Source organism: Pseudomonas sp. M20, from assembly GCF_045037865.1.
GTDB lineage: Bacteria > Pseudomonadota > Gammaproteobacteria > Pseudomonadales > Pseudomonadaceae > Aquipseudomonas.
The window spans coordinates 1,195,268-1,216,006 of record NZ_CP173611.1; the positions used below are offsets into that span (position 1 = coordinate 1,195,268).

The 20,739-nt window shown below is 60.6% G+C and carries 14 protein-coding genes; 8 read left to right on the top strand and 6 right to left on the bottom strand.

All coding sequences use genetic code 11. The annotated features are described in order from the left end of the window. Nucleotides 1-77: 77 nt before the first annotated feature. From ACI514_RS05480 to ACI514_RS05490, 3 genes are all read right to left on the bottom strand, one after another. Nucleotides 78-1,670, bottom strand: a complete 1,593-nt coding sequence (locus tag ACI514_RS05480; protein WP_405123238.1) for a DHA2 family efflux MFS transporter permease subunit — start codon at nucleotides 1,668-1,670, stop codon at nucleotides 78-80. After that, a complete protein-coding gene (locus ACI514_RS05485) occupies nucleotides 1,667-2,776 on the bottom strand; it encodes an HlyD family secretion protein (RefSeq protein ID WP_160058768.1) in 1,110 nt (369 codons plus the stop codon). The genes ACI514_RS05480 and ACI514_RS05485 overlap by 4 nt, the downstream gene beginning before the upstream one ends. 96 nt (nucleotides 2,777-2,872) lie before the next feature. Beyond that, nucleotides 2,873-3,637 carry a helix-turn-helix transcriptional regulator gene (locus tag ACI514_RS05490; protein WP_160060115.1) on the bottom strand — a complete coding sequence of 255 codons (765 nt, stop codon included), beginning with the start codon at nucleotides 3,635-3,637 and terminating at the stop codon, nucleotides 2,873-2,875. A gap of 98 nt (nucleotides 3,638-3,735) precedes the next feature. Between ACI514_RS05490 and ACI514_RS05495 the strand changes: the two genes are divergently transcribed. From ACI514_RS05495 to ACI514_RS05525, 7 genes are all read left to right on the top strand, one after another. Then, entirely contained in the window at nucleotides 3,736-4,869 is a 1,134-nt protein-coding gene (locus ACI514_RS05495; protein ID WP_405123239.1) for an MFS transporter, read from the top strand. 108 nt (nucleotides 4,870-4,977) lie between these two features. Beyond that, on the top strand, nucleotides 4,978-6,705 hold the full coding sequence (locus ACI514_RS05500; RefSeq protein WP_405123240.1) for a ShlB/FhaC/HecB family hemolysin secretion/activation protein: 1,728 nt from the start codon (nucleotides 4,978-4,980) through the stop codon (nucleotides 6,703-6,705). Between the two features lie 97 nt (nucleotides 6,706-6,802). After that, nucleotides 6,803-11,272: a hemagglutinin repeat-containing protein gene (locus ACI514_RS05505; RefSeq protein ID WP_405123241.1), complete on the top strand. Its 4,470-nt coding sequence runs from the start codon at nucleotides 6,803-6,805 to the stop codon at nucleotides 11,270-11,272. A gap of 193 nt (nucleotides 11,273-11,465) precedes the next feature. After that, nucleotides 11,466-11,843, top strand: coding sequence for a c-type cytochrome (locus ACI514_RS05510; protein ID WP_160058764.1), 378 nt, complete (start codon nucleotides 11,466-11,468; stop codon nucleotides 11,841-11,843). Between the two features lie 104 nt (nucleotides 11,844-11,947). Further along, the gene (locus ACI514_RS05515; RefSeq protein WP_160058763.1) at nucleotides 11,948-12,439 is read left to right on the top strand and encodes a sigma-70 family RNA polymerase sigma factor; all 492 of its coding nucleotides are present in this window, start codon (nucleotides 11,948-11,950) and stop codon (nucleotides 12,437-12,439) included. An 88-nt stretch (nucleotides 12,440-12,527) separates the two neighbouring features. Further along, nucleotides 12,528-13,511, top strand: coding sequence for a FecR family protein (locus tag ACI514_RS05520; protein WP_160058762.1), 984 nt, complete (start codon nucleotides 12,528-12,530; stop codon nucleotides 13,509-13,511). 98 nt (nucleotides 13,512-13,609) lie between these two features. Next, a complete protein-coding gene (locus ACI514_RS05525; protein ID WP_405123242.1) occupies nucleotides 13,610-16,036 on the top strand; it encodes a TonB-dependent siderophore receptor in 2,427 nt (808 codons plus the stop codon). 85 nt (nucleotides 16,037-16,121) lie between these two features. Here ACI514_RS05525 and ACI514_RS05530 read toward each other — a convergent pair whose 3' ends face one another. Then, nucleotides 16,122-17,273 carry an MFS transporter gene (locus ACI514_RS05530; protein WP_405123243.1) on the bottom strand — a complete coding sequence of 384 codons (1,152 nt, stop codon included), beginning with the start codon at nucleotides 17,271-17,273 and terminating at the stop codon, nucleotides 16,122-16,124. Nucleotides 17,274-17,557: 284 nt separating this feature from the next. Here ACI514_RS05530 and ACI514_RS05535 point away from each other — a divergent pair, with 284 nt between their 5' ends. Continuing rightward, entirely contained in the window at nucleotides 17,558-18,538 is a 981-nt protein-coding gene (locus ACI514_RS05535; protein WP_405123244.1) for a diaminopimelate epimerase, read from the top strand. Between the two features lie 227 nt (nucleotides 18,539-18,765). Here ACI514_RS05535 and ACI514_RS05540 read toward each other — a convergent pair whose 3' ends face one another. Beyond that, on the bottom strand, nucleotides 18,766-18,918 hold the full coding sequence (locus tag ACI514_RS05540) for a hypothetical protein (RefSeq protein ID WP_405123245.1): 153 nt from the start codon (nucleotides 18,916-18,918) through the stop codon (nucleotides 18,766-18,768). A gap of 157 nt (nucleotides 18,919-19,075) precedes the next feature. Continuing rightward, nucleotides 19,076-20,647 (bottom strand): glucan 1,4-alpha-maltotetraohydrolase domain-containing protein, encoded by a 1,572-nt coding sequence (locus tag ACI514_RS05545; RefSeq protein ID WP_405123246.1) that lies wholly within the window; start codon nucleotides 20,645-20,647, stop codon nucleotides 19,076-19,078. Nucleotides 20,648-20,739 lie beyond the last annotated feature (92 nt).

The window sequence follows — 20,739 nt, forward strand, 5'->3', positions numbered from 1 at the left end:
ATTTGCTTCGCTAACACACCGCTATCGCGAGCAGGCTCACTCCTACAGGAGGAAGTGGATGTCTGCAAAAATAGGCATCAATGCCCATCCGCGCTCGGCGCTGCCGGTGGTTGCACCTTGCGCATCAAGGGCACCATCGCGGTGGCGATGACGAAGCACGCCCCGATCATCAAAAAGGTGTCGCCGTAGGTCTGCGTCTGCGCCTCACGGTAAGTGAGCAACCACAACTGGCGCAGGCTGGCGGTGACGCCGACGTCGCCGCTCTGGCCCAGCGTTGCAAGGTTGCCGCCGACCTGCGACAGCCACTGATTCATCGCTTCATTGCTGCTGTTCAGATGCTCGGCCAACCGGGTGAAGTGCAGATTGGTGCGGTCATTGAGAATGGTCGCGCACGCCGCAATACCAATCGCCCCGCCGAGATTGCGCATCAGATTGAACAGCCCCGACGCATGCTTGAGGCGTGCCGGTGCCAACCCTCCCAAGGTCAACGTCACCGCTGGCGGCACCGCCAGTTGCTGGGCAATCCCGCGCAACGCTTGCGGCAGCATCAACTCGCCGGCGCCCCAGTCGTGGGTGATCGGGCTGAACTCCCACATCGATATCGCGAACAGACCCAGACCGATCATCATGATCCAGCGCAGGTCCATGCGATTGGCCAGAAAGGCATACAGCGGAATCGCCATGATCTGGAACACGCCGGTGGAGAAAACCGCCAGACCAATGTCCAGCGCGCTGTAGCCGCGTACGCGGCCGAGGAACAGCGGCGTCAGGTAAATCGTCGCGAACAGGCCGATGCCAGTGACGAACGAGAAGAAGCAGCCGAGGGCAAAATTGCGATCCTTGAGTGCGCGCAGATCAACGATCGGATTGGCCACATGCAAGGTGCGGCCAATGAAAGCTAACCCGGCGAGACCGCTGATCCACGCGGTGGTCAGAATGGTCTGGTCGCTGAACCAGTTCCAGCGCGGACCTTCTTCGAGGGTGTATTCCAGGCAGCCGAGAAACAGCGCAAGAAACACCATGCTCAGATAGTCCGCGCCTTTGAGCAGGGACAATTCCGGCTGGTCGATTTTCACCAGCATCGGCACCGCTACGGCAACGAAAATCCCCGGTACCAGGTTGATGTAGAACAACCAGTGCCACGAGGAAATATCAGTGATCCAGCCACCGATCACCGGCCCCAGTGTCGGCGCCAATGACGCGACCGCGCCGATGGTCGCGGCGGCGATTACCCGTTGTTTGCCGGTGAAGAAAAAGAACGCCGTGGTGAACACCAGCGGGATCATCGAACCACCGAGAAAACCTTGCAGCGCGCGAAAGGCAATCATGCTCTGGATATTCCAGGCAATGCCGCAGAGTAAGCTCGCCAAGGTAAAACCGACCGCCGAAGCGCAGAACAACCAGCGCGTGGAGAACACTCGCGACAGCCAGCCGGACAGCGGAATCACGATAATTTCGGCGATCAGGTAACTGGTCTGCACCCACGCGGTTTCGTCGGTGCCGGCAGACAGTCCGCCGCCGATATCGCGCAGCGACGCCGAGACGATCTGGATGTCGAGCAACGCGATGAACATGCCGATGCACATGGTCGCGAAGGCGAACACCTTGGTCGCGGTCGCCATGTCCGCCGCGTTGAATGGCTGTGCAGGGGCGGCGAGGGTGGTGCTCATGGCGCGACGGCCACGGCGCTGGTTTCCGGTTGCACGCGGGTGTCGACTTCCGCTGTTACCGACAGGCCCGGGCGCAAGTGACCGAGCACGCCGTCAGCTGGATCAAGGAGGATGCGCACTGGCACGCGCTGGACGATTTTGGTGAAGTTGCCAGTGGCGTTTTCCGGCGGCAGCACACTGAATAGCGAGCCGGTGGCGGGGGCGAGGCTGTCGAGGCGACCGTGGAATTCCTGACCGGAAAGCACGTCAGCACGGATGCTAACGCGCTGCCCGGGTTTCATCCGCGCCAGTTGGTCTTCCTTGAAGTTGGCGTCGACCCACAAACCGCTGGCCGGTACCACCGACAACTGTTGCGAACCGGCCTGAGCGTAGGCGCCAACCCGTGCGCGCCGGTTGCCGATCACCCCATCGACCGGTGCGCGCAGTTCGGTGTAGCCGAGGTTCAGTTGCGCCAGATCACGTTCGGCGCGGGCTTGTTGAAGGGCGGCGCGGGCCTGTTGTTTCTGGGTGTCGATCACCGCCAGTTGGCGTTGCGCGGCCAGCAGTTCGGCCTGCGCGCGGGCGCTGAGGGCTTGCGCAGTTTTGAAGGTGGCGTCGGCACGTTGTGCGCTTTCCACGGACACGGCGTTGGTGGTCACCAAGCGTTTGTAGCGTGCGTTGTCATCCCGCGAGCGCGCGGTTTCCGCACCGGCGGCATCGATGCCGGCGCGGGCTTGGCCGATCACCGCTTGTTGCAGTTGTTCGGTGGCGTCGAGGTTGGCCAGCAGCGCTTCTTCGGCGGCAACGGCGCCTTCAGCTTTGGCGAGGTTGGCGCGATAGTCGCGGGCGTCGAGGCGGATCAACACATCGCCGGCCTTCACATGCTGATTGTCGCTGACCAGCACTTCGTCGATGTAACCGGCGACTTTCGGCCCGATCACCGTGACATCGCCACCAATATAGGCATCGTCGGTTTCTTCGAGAAAACGCCCGGCGCCCCACCAATGCACGGCGTAGACCCCGGCGAAGATCAACGCGAGCAATCCGGCGCCGGGAAGCAGCAAGCGTTTAAGCAGGGGCGGCTTGGTCTTCACCACAACAGGTTCGAGGGTGGGCATGCTGGTCATGGCGGGTTACCTGCGTAAACGGGTCGTTATTACGGCTGTAATATGACGCAGGTAATATTTAGTCGCAAATGATTTCTGGCGCCGATCGTCAGTTGCTCACTTGAGCCAATGGCCCGGTGTACTGCCGGTCATGGATTTGAAGAAGGCGATGAAGGCGCTGTCGCTGGCAAAACCCGTTTCGAAAGCGCAGTAACTCAGGCTGCGCCCTGTGGCGAGCAATTCCATCGCGCGCATCAAGCGCCACTGCTGGCGCCATTGCTGATAACTCATGCCGGTTTCGCGCTGGAAGATCCGCCCGATGGTACGGTTGCTGGCGCCGATCTGCTGTTCCAGCACTTGCAGTTCCGGAGGCAGTTGTTCGGGCGTTTTCAGCAGTGGCGCCAGGCGCTTGTCCTGAGGTAACGGTAACAGCATCGGTTGCTGCGCCGCTTCGGCGATTTCGCTCAGGCACAGGCCGAGCAGATGGACGAATTTGCCTTGCTGCCAATCGCTGGCGAAATCGGCCAGCGCCATCGGTTCCAGCACCGCACGCAACAACGGGCTGACTTCAATCACGCAGACCTGCTGCGGCAGTGCAGCGCACAGTTCGGGGATCAAGTAGATGGAGCGGTAATCGACACTCTGCTGCATCACCGCGCGATGGCTGACACCCGGCGGAATCCACGCCGCCCGCGACGGCGGCAGCAGACACAATTGCTGCGCCAGGGTGATCCGCGTGCAGCCTTGTCGCGTGTACAGCAGTTGCCCGCGTTGATGACGGTGCAGGCCGGAATCGTGATCACCCAAAGTCGAGGCGAGGCCAATCACCGGTGCCTGAAAGCGATCAGCGTCGAAGGTTGCGTGGGCGTCGAGCCAGGCCATGGGTTGTCCGATTTCAGCGATTAGTTGGCAGGGTTCGGATAATACGCCACTCACCGATTCTTAAACTCCTCGGCGATTTATGTGAGGAGTGATGAAGAATGAACAACAGACATTTCCTGTGGCTAGCGATTGCGCTGCTGATGTTTCCGCAGATCGCACAAACCCTTTACAGCCCGGCGCTCGGTGATATCGGGCGGGTGTTTAATGTTGGCCCGCAAGCGGTGGCGCAGACGTTGTCGGTGTATTTCCTCGCGTTTGCCGTCGGGGTGGTGGTGTGGGGGCGTTTGTGTGATCGCATTGGTCGGCGCCCGGCAATGCTCGCGGGCTTGGCAATCTATGCAATTGCCACGCTTTTCGGCCTGCGGGTCAGCAGTTTCAACGGCTTGTTACTGGCGCAGATGTTGGCGGCGTTCGGTGCGGCGGTGGGCTCGGTGGTCACGCAAACCGTGTTGCGCGACCGCTTCAAAGGCGCCGAACTTGCGCAGGTGTTTTCGTTGGTGGGCATCGCGCTGGCGGCCAGTCCGGCGATTGGTTTGTTCAGCGGCGCCAGTCTGGTTCAGGTTTTCGGTTATCGCGGTGTGCTTGGCGCGTTGCTGTTGCTGGCAACGCTGCTGTGGCTGTGGAGTTGGTACACCCTGGTGGAAACCCGGACAGCGCCAACCGGCCATGTCGGTTTGTTCGAAACCCTTGGGCGCATGTTGCGTGACTTGGGTATCTGGCGTTCGGCGCTGTGGATCGCGTCGTTCAACGTGGCGCTGTTCAGCTATTACAGCCTCGCTCCGTTCATGTTTCAGCGGCTGGGGGTGGACGCCAGTGTGTTCGGTTACAGCGGCGTGATCCTCGCGCTGGGCTCAGGTTTTGGAGCATGGCTCAACCGGCGTTTATTGACGGCAGGGTTCAAGGTATTGCAGTTGATTCGCCTCGCGGGTGGCATCGCGTTGCTCGGTGGTGTGGGCGTGTGGTCGCTGCAGAACAGTGTCGCGTTCGTCCTGCCGATGTTGCTGGTGGTGTTGGCGTTTGGCTTGGCGATCCCCAATGTTCTCGGTTCGGCACTGGCCGATTACGCTGATCGATTGGGCACCGCCGGGGCGTTATTGGGCTTGCTGTATTACCTGCTGATCGGCACAGGGCTGATGCTTGCGGGCTGGTTTCAAGCTCTCGGGGAAACCCTGATAGTGTGCAGCGCCGTGGCCTTGCTGCTGACAATAAAGCCAGGCAAAGCAATTGTTTAAGAAATGTAAGCGCTGTAGGAAGCGTCTTGCATTTGTGTAGGAGGGCTCCGACTATCACGATCATTGATGACATGGCATTACGCCATTTTATGATCGCAAGGATGTCGCGTGCCATATCCGTTTCACGCTGTTTTTCGTCGTAGTTCCGCGCTTTGCCCGCTGCTGTCGGCCTTTGTGTTGAGTGTCTGTGCCTCCTCGACTGAAGCGGCCGAACCTGTTGCACCGGGTCAGGAAGTGCTGCGCCAGCAACAACAGCAACAGCGCGATCTGCAACAACTGCAGCTTGAGCAAAGAAAGCGGCAATTGGAGCGCGGCGCATTCGGTCCGGCGCCGGTCACCCCGGCGCTCCCGCAAACGGTCGCCCCCGATGAACGTTGCTGGCCGCTGAGCGGCACGCGCATCGGCGGTGTCACGCTGATCGACAGCGACAAACTCAACGCACGGATCAAACCGCTGCTGGCGCCGTGCATGGGTGTCGGCCAGATCAATCATCTGCTCGCGACTATCACTTCGAGCTACGTCGACAAGGGCTACATCGCCAGCCGCCCGTATCTGCTCAGCGCACCGGCAGCGGGGCAGTCGCTGGATATCCGCGTTGACGAAGGCTACATCGAGTCGATTGAACTGGCCGATCAAAGTCTGCCGGTTTCGTTGGGTGGCGCTTTCCCGGGAATGCTCGGCGAGCCGTTGAACCTGCGTGATCTGGAGCAGGGCCTCGATCAACTCAATCGCTTGCGCTCGATCGATCTCACCGCCGACATCGCCCCCGGCAGCCAGCCCGGCGCCTCGCGAATCATCCTGCGCTCGCGCAGCGCTGCGCCGTCACGCTGGGCCTTGAACGCCGGGATCGACAACCTCGGCAGCGCCAGCACCGGACGCGACCGCGACACCGTCAGCCTGAGTCTCGACAGCCCGCTGCAACTCAACGATTTGTTGAGCATCAGTGCCAGCGACACCCTCAATCAGGGCGACCGCTACAGCCGCAACGCCAGCCTGTATTACGCGATTCCCTACGGCTACTGGACCTACAGCGTGTTCGCCAGCCACGCCGAATATCGCGCGCCATTCAAACTGCCGAGCGTGACCTTGCACAGCACCGGCATCACCGACCAGGTCAGCCTGCGCGCCGACCGTGTGCTATGGCGCGACCAGAGCCGTCAGCTCAGTGCCAACCTGCAACTGGCGCACAAGGATGTCGACAGCTATCTGCAAGACGTTCGCCTCGGTATTCAGAGCCCGACCCTGACGGTGGCCGAGGCCGGGCTCAATCTGTTCTGGCTCGACCGCGCGGTGTGGAACCTCGACGTCAATTACGCCCAGGGCCTGCGCTGGTTTGGCGCCGACGACGATTCTCAGCAGCAGATCAACAATCTGCCCAAGGCGCAGTTCCGCAAGTACCGCGCCGGCCTCAGCCAATGGCGCAACGGTCAACTCGGTGCGCAGGCCTGGCAGTGGCAGAGCCAACTCAATTTGCAGTACAGCCCGGACCCGTTGCCGGCCATCGAACAATTGCTCGGCACCGACGATTCGGCGGTGCGTGGCTATCGCGTCAGCAGTGCCTCCGGCGCCAGCGGCGCGATCTGGCGCAACACCTTGCGCCTGCCGCTGCGCAGTGAGTGGCCGCTGCAGATCACCCCGCGAGTGGGCCTCGACCACGGCTGGATCAAGGCCGATCACGGCGCGCAGGGCCAACGCCTGAGTGGCGCCAGTGTCGGCCTGAATCTGGGCTGGAAGAATCTGCAAGTCGACGTCGATTACCAGCGCGCCCTCAACACCCCGAACGGTCTGCAGCACGAGCCAGAGACCTGGCTGATGCGCGTGGGCCTGCAAATCTGAGCAACGCAGTGAACAAACAGCCGTCGGATCTGAGCGCGTCAGCCACGGCCAAGACTAAACGCGCAACGTGATGCCGTACTCACATGGAGACGTTTTTATGCCAGCACACACCTTTGCATTTCATCTTTCGCCTCGGGGCAAATTGCGCTGGGCGATTGCCAGCCTGTTCTTCGCCGTGCACCTGCCGAGCGCGCTCGCCGGTGGTGTAGTGGTCGCACCGGGACCCGGCGGCACCGCGCAATTGCAGACCCAGGCCGGTGTGCCCATCGTCAACATCGTCGCGCCCAACGGTTCGGGCCTGTCGCACAACCAGTTCCTCGACTACAACGTCGACCGTCAGGGCCTGGTGCTGAACAACGCCTTGCAGGCCGGGCAATCGCAACTGGCCGGGCAACTGGCGGCCAACCCGCAACTGCAAGGCCAGGCGGCGAGCGTGATCCTCAATGAAGTGATCAGCCGCAATCCTTCCGCGATCAATGGCGCGCAGGAAATTTTCGGCCGGTCCGCCGATTATGTGCTGGCCAACCCTAACGGCATCTCGGTCAATGGCGGCAGTTTCATCAACACGCCGAACGCCAATCTGCTGGTCGGTCGCCCGGAATTGAATGACGGCAAACTGCAAAGCCTGAATACCCGCGACGCCAGTGGTCAGTTGCAGATTCAAAGCGGTGGGCTGCGCAACGGCGAGGGCTCGATCAACCTGATTGCGCCGCGCATCGACAGCCAGGGCGCGATCAATGCGCGCGATCAATTGAACCTTACGGTCGGGCGCAATCAGGTCGATTACACCAGTGGTCAGGTGAAAACCGTCGACCCCGCCGGCAACACCGGCGATCAACGCATTGATGCCAGCCTGTTCGGCGCGATGCAGGCCGGACGCATCAATATTGTCAGCACCGCCGAAGGCGCAGGCGTGCGGGTGGGCGCGGTGCAAGTGGCCGGGCGTGACGGCGTGCAGATTCGTTCTGCCGGTGACCTCAGTGTCAGCGGTGAAGCCGTGGCCAACAGCCTCGACGTGACCCGCGCCGGTATTCGCAGCAGTCAGGGCGATGTCGCTTTGCACAGCGGCAAGGACCTTACGTTGGCCGCGACTGATGTCAGTGCTCGCGACGTCGCCGTTGACGCGAAACGCAACCTGACCCTATCCACGGTCGAAAGCCGCAAGCTTCAGGAAAAGCGCGAAAACTGGAACAACAGCACCATCGGCATCACTTGGGAAACCTACGACCGCACCCAGACCGACAGTGAATCGCGCCAGCACGGCAGCCAGATCATCGCTAGCCGCGATGCCAAGTTGTCGTCCGGTAAAGACACCGAGCTGAAAGCCGCCAAGGTCGAAGCGGCGAAGACTCTCGATGTGCAAAGCGGCGGTGATCTGCGCTTGACCGCCGCCACTGAAAGCCATACGCAAACCGATCAGGGCAACCACCGCAAACACCTGTGGAAAGCCGATTGGAACAGCAGCAGCGAAGAGCAGCGCAGCGTCACCAGCCAATTGAAGGCCGGTAACATTGCGCTGCAAACCGCCGCGCTGTTGCGCTCCGAAGGCGCAGAGTTGAGCAGCGCCGGCGACGTGCAACTGGCCGGCAAACAGGTGGAAATCACCACCGCCACACGGACCAATCGCAGCAGCGACAACCGTTACTCCGGTGATTTGGTTGGCGGTGGTTTCTTCGGCAAGACCGGCGATGCCGACAAGGGCAAGACCCAGCATCAGGGCAGCAAGGTCAACGCCAGCGGCAAACTGATCGTCAAGGCTGACGACGTGCGCATCAGCGGCAGTCAGGTACGTGGCGGTACCGACGCCAGCGTGATCAGCGACAAGGGTTCGCTGGTGATCGACGGTGTGCAGGACACCTCGCACAGCAACAACCACGACAAGGACAGCAAGTTCTTTGGCATCAGCAAGGACGAGTCGCGGCAGAACAGCAAAGACAGCAGCACCGTGCGCAGTGAGCTGGTGTCCGACAGCAACCTCAAGCTCAAGAGCGCCAAGGATATCGAAGTGGCGGGCTCGACGGTCAAGGCTGGCGGTGCGCTGACGGCCGACGCGGCAGGCGACGTCAATGTGCATTCGGCGCAGAATACTCACGACAGCACTGACACTACGCAAACCCGTGGCTTCGATGCCTACGCCAAAGAGCAAACGCCGGAGCAGTATCGCGCCGGGATTCACTACGAAGACAAACAGCAAACCGTCACTAGCAACGACGTCACTCAACAAGGCTCCAGCCTCAGCGGCGGCAGTGTGCAGGTGAAGGCGGGCGGTGATGTCACGCTCAAAGGCGCGGAGGTGAAATCCACTGCTGGCGACACGACGTTGAGCGGTAAAAACGTGTCGTTGCTGGCCGAAGCTGACAGTCACAAAACCACCACCGACACCTCCAGCACCGGCGGCGGTTTCTACTACACCGGCGGCCTCGACCGTGCCGGCAGTGGCGTCGATTTCGCCCACAGCACGGCGCAGGATTCGACCAGTAAAACCACCGCGCAAACCAGCAACGTACAGAGCAGCGGCAGCCTGACGATCAATGCCGACAAACTCGCCACTGAAGGCGCGCAACTCAAGGCTGGCACCGGCCTGAATATTGCCGTCAGCGAAGTCGACAATCGCGCGGCCAGCAACACTGACAGCAGCACGCATAGCGAGAGCAACTGGTCGGCGGACATCGGCGCCAACGTCGAGTACAAGGACATCGCCCGGCCGATCGCCGGCGCGGTCAAGGACGTGCTCAACGGCAAGGTGCCGGACAAGGACTCACTGGCCAAGCTCGGTCAGCCGAATGTCGGGATCGACGTTGCAGTAGGTCATGGCAGCGCCAGCAAAACCGAGCAAAACAACAACACTGTTGTCAGCCATTTTGATGGCGGCACTGTCGATGTGAAAACCAGCGGCACGCTGCACGACCAAGGCACGCAATACAACGCCAGCGCCGGCCAAGTGAACATCAGCGCTGACAAACTGCTTGCCGACGCTGCGAGCAACACGCACAACAGCAGTGCTAACGCGGTGGATGCCAAGGTCGACGTGCGCGTCTACACCAAGACCGGCGAAGACGTGAACGTTGCCGGCAGCGGCGCGGGAGGCAGCAGTGCTTCGAGCAAGGACAGTTCCACCGCCGTGGTCGGCGCCTATGCCGGCAGCCAGGGTGTGAACATCAAGGTCGGCGGCGATGCGCAGTTCGCAGGCAGTCGTTTCGATGGCGGGCAGGGCGGTGTGAGCATCAAGACGGGTGGTGATCTGGCGCTGAATCAGGCCAACGACCGGCAGACCAGCAATGACAGCAGCCTGCGCGGCAATGGCTCGTTGACGGTTGGCACCTTGCCGGGCACCGATGGCACCAACGTCGATCTCGGCGCCGGTTTCCAACTCGATCACACCGGCAAACAAAGCACTGACACGCAGGCCCACGTCGCGAGCATCACTGGTAATGGTCCGGTGCGGTTGAGCAGCGGCGGCAACCAAGTGCAGCAAGGCACGAAGATCGACAGCGCTGGCGCCATCGATTTGCACGCCGACGGCAAGCTCGATCTGCAAGCCGCCACAGACACCCACACCGCCACCGGCAGCAACCTCGGCGGCGGCTTGAAGGGCGGCGGCAGCAAAACCAGTAGCGAGAAGAGCCGTGATCAGGGCGGCAATCTGAGCGGCAATTTCAATATCGGTCGGGTCAATGAGGATTCGAAAACCCTCAGCGGTGGCCAGCTCAACAGTCAGAGCGGCATTGTCGTGAGCGGTGATTCGATTCATCTGCAAGGCACGCAAGTCAGCGCACCGAACGTCAGCATTGATGCGCAGAAGGGCGGTTACGTGCAGGAGTCGGCGCAGTCCACTGACCACCGCAATAACTGGAATGTCGCGCTGAATGCCGGTGGCAACCTGAGCAGCAAAACCCCGACCGCCGCTGATGAGAAGGCCAGCAGCGATCACGGTTTCAATGCTGGGGCGAAAGTCGGTGTCGATTACCTGCAAGGCAGCACGCAGCAGAACAGCCAGATCAAGGCTGACAGTGTGGTGTTGAACAGCGCTGGTGATGCACAACTGGCGGGCGCGCGGATCGACGCTAAAGATGTCAGCGGCAAAGTCGCAGGTGATCTGACCGTGGAGAGCCGTCAGGACTCGAGCAACCACGCCAAGGTCGATGTCGATCTGGGCCTGACCGCTAAGAAGAATCCACCGAACGACAAAGATAAGCTCGCCGGCACTGATTACAAACCGACACTGAAAGCGCAGGGTGAGTACGCACACAAGGACAGCGTTGCGCAGGCGTCCGGGATCAGTGCCAGCCAAGGTGTAAACCTTACCGTTGGCGGCGCGACACAACTGACCGGTGCGCGGATTTCGGCGACACAAGGGAAGGTCGATCTGGGTGGTTCGAAGGTCAGCAGCACTGATTTGAGCAACCGGGACTACGGCGTGAACGCGGGCCTTGATCTGCCGCATAAAGCCGAGGAAAACGCACCGAAGGTTTCCCTGGAAAACGGCAACCTGAAAGTCGGCCCTGTCACCCTGAGCGGGCATCTGGACACCCAGACCCTGCAAGCCGGGATGGACGAAAAAGGCTGATCCAATGGCCAGTGGTGGATGCACTTGAACCTGCATTCACCACCCAACCCTGCTCGCGAAAGCGTCCGATCAGTCAATGCATTAAGTGACTGATGTACCGCCTTCGCGAGCAGGCTCGCTCCCACATTGTTTTGCGCCAGGCGCTAAATCTCGCGCATCATGCGCGACCTTAAAAACGCCAGGGAGGCAAACAATGAAAACAACATTCATCGCTGTACTCGGTGCTTTGTTGATCACTCAACCATCCGTGTCCTTCGCGGATAACAGCAACGGCAAAAACCTCTATGTGCAGCGCTGCGCTGTATGCCACGGCGCCGATATAAAGGGCACCGGGCCACTGGCGCACAAAAGCAATCCGCCCACACCTGACCTGACAACGTCCGCGTTCAAAAAACGCCTGAATGAATATCCGGGCGTGATTGTGTCGTCGATCATCCTTCGGCCGAACGGCAACCTGATTCCGAAAACGTTGCAGGAGAACGGGGTAAAAATACCGCCGCATGCCTGGAGCGTTAAGGATCTGCGCGATCTGCATGAATACATGAGCGGTGTGATTTCGATAAAACGCTGAGCTGCAGAGGTGACCCGGACAGTCGGTCGAGGAATCCATTGCTTCGGCTTAATGGTAACCATTACTATTCACGCCCCTTTCCTCAGCACGCCACCCATACCCCCATGCGTCCCCGCAGACCCGGCTTTTTCGAGCATTACGAAGAGTTGATCGGCACCTGGACTCGTCGCCTGCGCAATCGCGCGCAGGCCGAGGATCTGGCGCACGACACCTTTGTGCGGGTGCTTGAGTCGGATTCGGCGGCGGTGCAGCAGCCACGGGCGTATTTGCACCAGACCGCGCGCAATATTGCGGTCGACGGTTATCGGCGTGAGGACCGGCGCGGCGCCATGGAGTCGCAGGCCATCGATCACAGTGAGTCGTCGATCGGCGACCCGGAGCATTACATGCAGGCGATCCAGCTGGCCGACTCCATCGAACGGGCGCTCGCCGAGTTGCCGGTCAATTGCCGGAAGATTTTTGTCTGGCAGAAAATCGAAGGCCTGACCCAGGCCGAAATCGCCGAGCGCCTGGGCCTGTCCAAGAACATGGTCGAAAAGTATATGATCCGCACCCTGCGGCATCTGCGCGATCGCCTCGACGGGTTGCAATCGTGAACGTGCGGCATGGCAAAAAGATCGCAGCCTTCGGCAGCTCCTACAGAGGGCTGTGTGTCTTTATATTCCCGGCCAAACAGGACATTCCATGATGGATACGCGTGATTGCGCGTGCGGGCAAACAACGGTGCGCGATGACGCGGCTCGCTGGTTTGTGCGTTTGCAGGAGCCGGCCATTGATGCCGACGAACAGCAGCGCTTCGATGCCTGGCTGAATCAACATCCGCAGCATCGTGACGAATTTCAGTTGCTGCAAGGCTTGTGGTCGGCGGCCGATCTGCTCCCGACGCCACGTCTCAAAGCCCTCGTTGAAACACCGCCAACCCGCCGCGAGCGCCGTCCGATGTTGCGTTATGCCGTGGCCGCCAGTGTGCTGGCGGTGGCGCTCGGGCTGGGACTGTTCAGCGGTTTGAATCATCCGGGCGGTTACCGTGCCGAATTCGCCACAGCGTTGGGCGAGCGTAAACATGTGGCGCTGCCGGACGGTTCGGTGATCGATCTGAACAGCCGCAGCCGTTTGCAGGTGCGCTATGAAAAGGATCGTCGGCTCATCGAGTTGAGCGAAGGCGAGGCGATGTTCAGCGTCGCGCACGATGCCGCGCGACCGTTCGTGGTCGAGGCGGGCAGCGGCAAAGTCACAGTCACCGGCACGCGTTTCGATGTGCGCCGCGATGTCACGCAAACCCGTGTGGCAGTTGAGCAGGGCACAGTGAAAGTGCAGGGGCGTGATGCAGCGGATAATCAGTTCATCAGCCTGACCGCGGGCCTCGGCACTCATGTCGATGCGCAAGGCAAAGTCGCCGCAGCCTATGCAGTCAACCCGACGGAACTGACGGCGTGGCGCAGCGGCAAACTGGTCTTCAATAATGCCAGCCTCAGTGAAGTAGCAGCCGAAGTGTCGCGCTATCGCGATAAACCGCTGACCGTTGCCAACCCTGCCGTGGCCAGTCTGCGCCTGACCAGCGTGTTCAAATCCGACAACACCGACGCCTTGCTCAAAGCCTTGCCGAGCATCCTGCCGGTGGCCGTTCGCAGCCTCGCCGATGGCAGTCAGGAAATAATCGCAAAATAAAATTCAGGTTTTTTTCGAGTTCATCGTCTTCCTGTTCAACTGCAACTGGTTTGCATTAACAGCCGCACACTCTTGCGATCCACAGGAATACGTACGACGTGAAAAACACCCCTGCCAACAACAAAAAATCCCCTTGGTTGCCGCTGGCTCTCGCGTTGGCGGTCAATGCTGCCGTGCCGCTGGCGTTTGCCGGTGAAGCCATTCATATCCGTGCGCAGCCGTTGGGTCAGGCCCTGAGTGAACTGGGCCAGCAAACTGCGCTGCAAGTGTTTTTCAGCCCGGACCTGGTCGCCGGCAAACAGGCCCCGGCGGTCGACGGTGATATCTCCCCGGAGCAGGCCTTGCGCCAATTGCTGCAAGGCAGTGGTCTGGATTATCAGATCAACGAAGGCTCGGTGACGCTGTCGCCGGCCGCAACTTCCGCCGCCGGAAACGGCCCGCTGGAACTGGGCGTGACCGACATCAAGGTGGTCGGCGACTGGCTCGGTGATGCCAACGCCGCCGTGGTGCAGAACCATCCGGGCGCACGTACGGTGATCCGCCGCGAAGCGATGGTCGAGCAGGGCGCGATGAACGTCAGCGACGTGCTCAAGCGTGTGCCGGGTGTGCAGGTGCAGGATTCCAACGGCACCGGCGGCAGCGATATTTCCCTCAACGTCGGCGTACGCGGTCTGACCTCGCGTCTGTCGCCGCGCTCCACCGTGTTGATCGATGGTGTACCGGCAGCGTTCGCCCCGTACGGTCAGCCGCAACTGTCGATGGCGCCGATTTCCTCGGGCAACCTCGACAGCATCGACGTGGTGCGCGGCGCCGGTTCGGTGCGTTATGGGCCGCAGAACGTTGGCGGGGTGATCAACTTCGTCACCCGCGCGATCCCGGAAAAAGCCACCGGTGAAATCGGCACTACGCTGGAAACCACCCGGTACGGTGGCTGGAAGCACATCGACACCGCGTTCCTCGGCGGCACCGCCGACAACGGCATTGGCGTGGCGTTGCTGTATTCCGGCGTCAACGGTAACGGTTACCGCGAGCGCAACAACGGCAACGACATCGACGACGTGCTGCTCAAGACGCACTGGGCGCCGACCGATCAGGACGATTTCAGTCTCAACTTCCACTACTACGACGCCACAGCCGACATGCCCGGCGGCCTGACGCAAAAGCAGTACGACGACAAACCGTATGACTCGGTGCGTGACTACGATCAGTTCACCGGGCGGCGCAAAGACGTGTCGTTCAAGTGGATCCGCCAGATCGACGAGCGCACGCAAGCGGAAATTCTGACGTATTACACCGACAGCTTCCGTGGCAGCACCATCGCCGCTCGCGACCAGAAAACCCTCAGCTCCTACCCGCGTTCGTATTACACGTTGGGCATCGAGCCACGGGTGTCGCGGGTTTTCGATGTCGGCCCGACCACGCAGGAAGTCAGCGTCGGTTATCGCTACCTGAAAGAGGCGATGCACGAGTCGTCGAGCCGTGTGGCGCTGGTCAACAACCAGCCAGTGCTCACGCCGACCTCCGACGGCCATGTGTTTCAGGATCGCACGGGCGGCACCGAGGCCAACTCGGTCTACATCGACAACAAAGTCGACGTCGGCAACTGGACCATCACCCCGGGCATTCGCTTCGAACACATCAGCACCGACTGGCATGACCGCGCTGTGCTCGACACGGCCGGCAAACCGGTGCAGGCGAAAAACCGCAGCATCGAGAGCAACGAACCGTTGCCGGCGCTGAGCGTGATGTATCACCTGTCGGACGCCTGGAAACTGTTCGCCAACTACGAAACCTCGTTCGGCAGCCTGCAGTATTTCCAGCTCGGCCAGGGCGGCTCGGGTGATCAGACCGCCAACGGTCTGGAGCCGGAAAAGGCCAAGACCTACGAGATCGGCACGCGCTACAACGATGACGTGTGGGGCGGGGAAGTGACGCTGTTCTACATCGACTTCGACGACGAGCTGCAATACATCAGCAATGACGTGGGCTGGACCAACCTTGGCGCGACCAAGCACCAGGGCATCGAAGCCTCGGTGCACTACGACATGGCGGCACTGGATCCGCGTCTCGATGGCTTGACCGCCAACGCCGGTTTCACTTACACCCGCGCGACTTATGAAGGCGAGATTCCGGGCTTCAAGGGCCGTGATCTGCCGTTCTATTCGCGACAGGTGGCAACCGTCGGTTTGCGTTACGACATTAACCGCTGGACCTACAACCTCGACGGTTTCGCCCAGTCCAAACAGCGCTCGCCGGGTACCGGTGTGAATGCCGACGGCAGTTTCAACGGCAACTACATCACCGAAGGCACAGCGGACGGGCAGTATGGCGACATTCCGGGTTACGTGACCTGGAACGTGCGTGGGGGTTATGACTTCGGGCCGCAGGTGTCGAATTTGAAACTGGGCGCCGGGGTGAAGAACGTCTTCGACAAGCAGTACTTCACCCGCTCCAGCGACAACAACTCGGGGATGTATGTCGGCGCACCGCGTACGTTCTTTGTGCAGGCTAGCGTTGGTTTCTGATAGACCGCATCAACTTCTTCGCGAGCAGGCTCGCTCCCACATGGATCACTGAGATCCTGTGGGAGCGAGCCTGCTCGCGAAGCTTTTAGACTTTAAGGACTTTGCCGCCAATGGCCACCGCCACCAGCAGCACCGCCATCAAGCCAAAAGCAAAACTCAGACTGCTGGCATGCGCGACAAAACCGATCACCGCCGGACCGGCCAGAATCCCTGCATACCCCAAAGTGGTAATCGCCGGCACCGCGATGCTTTCCGGCATGACGGTCTGCTTGCCCACCGCCGTGTACAGCACCGGCACGATATTCGAGCAGCCAGCGCCGACCAGCGCATAACCGACCAGCGCCGCTTCCCAGCTCGGTGCAAATGTCGCCAGAAACAAACCGGCCGCCGCCAGCAGACCACCAAACAAAATGATCTGCGTGGCACCGACAATCCGCACAATGCGGTCACCCATCAAGCGTCCAGCCGTCATGGTCAATGCAAACGCCGCATAACCCAACCCCGCGTACGCCGTGTCGATCCCGCGTTCCTGCGCCAGAAACACTGCACTCCAGTCCAGTGCCGCGCCTTCGGTCAGGAATACGATGAAGCACATCCCGCCGATAAACAGCACGATACCGTGCGGGATAGCAAATGCCGGGCCCGAGCTTTCACTGCCGTAGGGCAACATGTGCGGCACGCATTTGAACAGAGCCGCGATCAACACCACGACCACCACCAGCATCGCGGCCAGTGGCGTCAAACCAAGGCCGAGCAAGGCACTGACACCCGCTGCGCCGACAATCCCGCCCAGACTGAACAAGCCGTGGAAACCCGACATCATGTTCTTGCCGCTGGCGCGCTCGACGATCACCGCTTGCAGGTTCACGGTGGAATCCACCGTGCCCAGGCCGGCGCCGAACATGAACAGTGTGGCGATCAACGCTGGTATCGACGACACCGTGGCCAGCAACGGCAACGCCGCGCAGATCAGCAAGGTGCCGCCGGTGGCGACACGCCGACAGCCGAAGCGGGTGGCCAGAATCCCCGCCAGCGGCATCGCCAGAATCGAACCGACGCCGAGGCACAACAACAGCAAACCGAGTGTGCCTTCGTCGAGTCCGGCCCGCGTCTTGGCATACGGCACCAGCGGCGCCCACGCGGCAATGCCGAGGCCGGCGATGAAAAAGGCGATGCGCGTGGACATCTGTTGCAGGCGTCCGGGGACGAAGGTGTCTTGGGGGTTGAGGCTGGTCATATCGATCCTTGGCAAAAAACTTCGCGTCCCCGAAGGACAGTGATTCAGTGACGAGGTTCGATCGCCGGCCATTCGGGGAAGTACAGGCAACATCCTACCCTGTGGGAACGGAGGCTCACCAATATGCGGTCATGCACATCTCCCTGTGGGAGCGAGCCTGCTCGCGAAGGCGCAGTGTCAGCTGAAAAATATATCGACTGACACACTGCATTCGCGAGCAGGCTCGCTCCCACAAGGGATTGCGTTTTACAGTGGCCTTCTTCGGCAACAGGGGACAAACACTGATGACGCAGTTCTACGATGCACGGGGCAATATTTACGGGGTGATTGCGCCGCAGGCACTGCGCGACGCGGGCATTGCCTTGCCCGCCAGCGCCACCGAATGCGCCTCGTCGCGTCAGTCCTGGAGCGCAGCGGCAATCAAACTCTGCTGCGACTGGCCCGAAGACCAACGCCCGGCGACCAGCAAACCCCACCGCAGCGACGGCCTGCTGATCGGCCCGTTCCAGAAGTCGCCGCCGTTCGACGTATTGATCGTCAACACCGACGGTACTCTCGCCGAGCGCAGTGGCAATGGCCTGACGATTTTCTCGCAGGCGCTGACCGAGCAAGGCTTGATGCCAGAGGAGGGCGCGTTGTTGCGCGTGCATCACGACAAGGGGGACGCGGTGGAAACCTCGGTGAAACCGGCTGAAGTCGAAGGCGTTCAAGGTTTCTGGCTCGATCTCGGCCAACCCGGTTTCGGGCCGGATGCGGTCGCTGCGCAGACTGTTCAAGGCATTGAGTTCAATGCTCGGGACGTGAGCCACGTCCAGCCCTTGGCACAACTTGATCCCGACTGGGCGCACAGCCAATTCGTGCGCATTGGCAATCCGCATTGCGTGACGCTGCTCGGTGATGCAACCGCGTTACCGAGCAACGAGCAGATGCGTGAATCACCCTTGAACGAGGGATTGACCGCAATTGCCTACGCCATACCCGTCGGAGCCGGAGATCCATGCTCGGCGGGCGTCAATCTGCAATGGGCGGTGCTGGAATCACCACAGAAAATCCTCGCCCGAGTGTTCGAACGCGGCGAAGGGCCGACGGCGTCATCCGGCACCAGCGCCAGTGCTGTGGCGTCGGCGGCGTGGCGAGTGGGTTGGGTTGTGGCGGGACAAGTGCAGGTGGTCATGCCCGGCGGCACGGCGCCGATTTTGCTCGAAGAAGCGCACGGAGAATTGCTGCGCGTCAGACTGTTCGGTACGGCGCGGTTGATGGACTGAATTCAAAACCGCCATCGCTGGCACAAATAGTATGTTCAAACACATAACCCTGTAGGAGTGAGCCTGCTCGCGAAAGCGGTCTGTCTGACGCGATGATGCCGAATGTGCCGACCTCTTCGCGAGCAGTCTCGCTCCCACATTGGATTCAGGTGGGCACGAATAATGTGTTCACACAAAACCCTGTGGGAGCCTGGCTTGCCAGCGATGATGCCCTCAGAGTTAGCCCGTCAGTGAGCCTTGAACAAAGTCACCGACATCACCTGATCACCCTGTACCGTCAACCGTAGCAGTGCCAGTGGCGACGGTGCATCCTCAAAGCATTCAACCAGCACCGATTGCGCCGAACTGGCCTGCACCGCCAGTCGCCCCGCATGTTTCAACTGGCGTTTGACCGCTAGTTCTTACAGTTTACGGATGCCCGAATTGCACTTAAAAGGGGGAGTTCAATCGCAAAGACTCCAGCTGTGTCGATGCCCGATCAGTATTCGGAGGCGAGTACCTTGCCAGCGTGTGCGGGTGAGCGCCGACAAGTCTTAATCAAAAACGTCCGGCTGTGTCGCTGACATCGCCGCTGGTGAACGAATTGTTCGGGCCGGGTTGCCAGTAGACCGGCGAACCATTCTGTCCGCGCACAACGCATTTCCATTCGAGCGCCTGCTGCCCTGGTACTTCGATGTTCGTGCTCCAGCGATTGCCGGCGGAAGTCAGCGCAATCCCGTGCAGCGGATCCCACGCCCCCAGCTCCAGTGATGAGCCAACGGCGTAAACCCCTTCACCGGATTGCGGGTTAGCATTGTCGCAATGAAGGCTAATGTTGACTGCTGCAGACTGCACGGGTGTGCTCCAGATGCGAATATCACCGTTGTCCCAGGTCAGCGTCGGTACCCCCATGCCTTCGGGCAATCGTTGCAGGTCGGATTTGAGCGCTATCACCAGCGTGCCACGCGATCCTGAAGTGGTCCCCACCAGCCCCGAATACTGGGTGTTGAAGCGGATAGGCGAGTCGGCCCGGATAGCAGCATGTTTGCGAAGTTTGATGAGTTGACGGATCAGCTGGTCGCGCTGCCAATCGTACATATGCGGCCAATAGACCGTCGGCGTTCCGGGGCTGCTGAGGATATAGGCGTAAGCCAGATTGACCAGCGGATCGGGCAGCGCCCAATGATGTTGGCCGCCATTGGCGCCGGGCGAATAGCCGGTGTCATGATTGTCAACGAACGTTACCGCAATCGCACGCCAGGCAGGGTCCGGATTGCCATTCAGGCCGTGACGCCATTGGGCGATTGAGCCATTTTGCATGCGTTCCTTGAGAGCAAAATCGAACACCGCGCAGTGCGAACGATCAGACCAGTCCTTGAGTACATCCTGCCAACTGGCGGAACGGCGCCAGTCACCTTGCGGATATTCGTCGGGGCCTTTCCAGTTTTCCCCGACGCAGAACTGCTGGCTGCCAAAAGCGTTCATCCAGCGGTCGATTGTCTCCGGGGCGTAACCTCGAACGAAATCGAAGCGCAGGCCCTGGGCACCATAGTTGTCACGCAGATTGATGAATTCGTTCTTGAACGCATCGAAAACCTTGGGGTCGGCGGTATTCAGGTCTGCCGCGCCATCCATGAATGCATCGCCCTCATCACACTGGAGGCAATCATGGCGCCATTCATTGCGCCCTCGGGGAAACATGGACTGGTTGACCCTATCGTCATTCATGTGATTGGGCACCACGTCGTACACGACTTTAACACCGGCTGTGTTGAGTGCCGCCGCGGCCTGTTTGAGTTGTTGATCGCTGCCATAACGGCTGTTTTTGTCGAAGCCGCTCCAAAAATAGCCCTCGCCACCACCGGATTTGCCAGTCGGTTCTCTCCAGCTGGAGGTGTCAGTCCAGACGGGTGGCAACCAGATCAGCGTGAACCCGTCGCCGCTGATCGTGGACGCGTGTTGTGCAAGAACGGAGTACCACGCTACGGCATTACGGCTGGAATTCCAGTGAAAGCCCTGGAGCATGATTTCTTCGCCGCTGCCATTTCGCATCGTGGCGTTCGTCGCGAAGGTCACATTTAGCGTCATGCAAAGCCATAAAACCTGGGTGAACAGGAAAAGGCGCTTCATGGTTGTCCTCCTGAATCTGTTGATTCCAGAGGACACTGTGAGTCTGTTCGTAGCGTGTGTCGCCTGTCAGATCTGACAGGTTTGCTCGATTA

Excerpts from the sequence above, each read along its gene's own strand:
- ACI514_RS05480 (WP_405123238.1), bottom strand. The coding sequence starts at position 1,670 with ATGAGCACCACCCTCGCCGCCCCTGCACAGCCATTCAACGCGGCGGAC.
- ACI514_RS05495 (WP_405123239.1), top strand. The coding sequence starts at position 3,736 with ATGAACAACAGACATTTCCTGTGGCTAGCGATTGCGCTGCTGATGTTT.
- ACI514_RS05510 (WP_160058764.1), top strand. The coding sequence starts at position 11,466 with ATGAAAACAACATTCATCGCTGTACTCGGTGCTTTGTTGATCACTCAA.
- ACI514_RS05535 (WP_405123244.1), top strand. The coding sequence starts at position 17,558 with ATGACGCAGTTCTACGATGCACGGGGCAATATTTACGGGGTGATTGCG.
- ACI514_RS05490 (WP_160060115.1), bottom strand. The coding sequence starts at position 3,637 with ATGGCCTGGCTCGACGCCCACGCAACCTTCGACGCTGATCGCTTTCAG.
- ACI514_RS05530 (WP_405123243.1), bottom strand. The coding sequence starts at position 17,273 with ATGACCAGCCTCAACCCCCAAGACACCTTCGTCCCCGGACGCCTGCAA.
- ACI514_RS05515 (WP_160058763.1), top strand. The coding sequence starts at position 11,948 with ATGCGTCCCCGCAGACCCGGCTTTTTCGAGCATTACGAAGAGTTGATC.
- ACI514_RS05545 (WP_405123246.1), bottom strand. The coding sequence starts at position 20,647 with ATGAAGCGCCTTTTCCTGTTCACCCAGGTTTTATGGCTTTGCATGACG.
- ACI514_RS05505 (WP_405123241.1), top strand. The coding sequence starts at position 6,803 with ATGCCAGCACACACCTTTGCATTTCATCTTTCGCCTCGGGGCAAATTG.
- ACI514_RS05520 (WP_160058762.1), top strand. The coding sequence starts at position 12,528 with ATGATGGATACGCGTGATTGCGCGTGCGGGCAAACAACGGTGCGCGAT.
- ACI514_RS05485 (WP_160058768.1), bottom strand. The coding sequence starts at position 2,776 with ATGACCAGCATGCCCACCCTCGAACCTGTTGTGGTGAAGACCAAGCCG.